Raw genomic sequence first — 527 nt, forward strand, 5'->3', positions numbered from 1 at the left:
GCTTGGCCTCGGCCCCGAAACGGTGCTGGCGCGCAACCCGGCGCTGATCTACGGCCGTATGACCGGCTTCGGTCAGGACGGCCCGCTCGCCGGCCGCGCCGGCCACGACATCACCTACCTCGCCTATAGCGGCGTGCTGCACGCCATCGGCCATGCCGACGGCCGTCCCGTCCCGCCGCTCAACCTTGTCGCCGACTATGGCGGTGGCGCCATGATGCTGATTGCCGGCGTGCTGGCCGCCCTGTTCCAACGTTCTCGCACGGGCAAGGGTGACGTCATCGACGCCGCGATGGTCGACGGCGCCTCGATGCTGGCGGTGCCCCTGCACGCCTTGACGGCGGCCGGCTTGTGGAGCGACAAGCGCGGCGCGAACCTGCTCGATTCCGGCGCCCCGTTCTACGACACCTATGAGACGTCGGACGGACGCCATATCGCCATCGGCTGTCTCGAGCCGCAATTCTTCGCCGAATTCGCCAGGCTGCTGCCGCTCGACGAGCGCTTTGCGTCCGGCCAGTACGACAAGGCCC

1 protein-coding gene is annotated in these 527 nt (G+C 69.1%); it reads left to right on the forward strand.

The features are described 5' to 3' along the window. A partial coding sequence (locus tag EN984_RS37105) for a CoA transferase (RefSeq protein WP_164766050.1) occupies positions 1-527 on the forward strand: 527 nt, incomplete at both ends.

This window comes from Mesorhizobium sp. M7A.F.Ca.CA.004.12.1.1, assembly GCF_003997835.1.
Classification (GTDB): Bacteria; Pseudomonadota; Alphaproteobacteria; order Rhizobiales; family Rhizobiaceae; genus Mesorhizobium.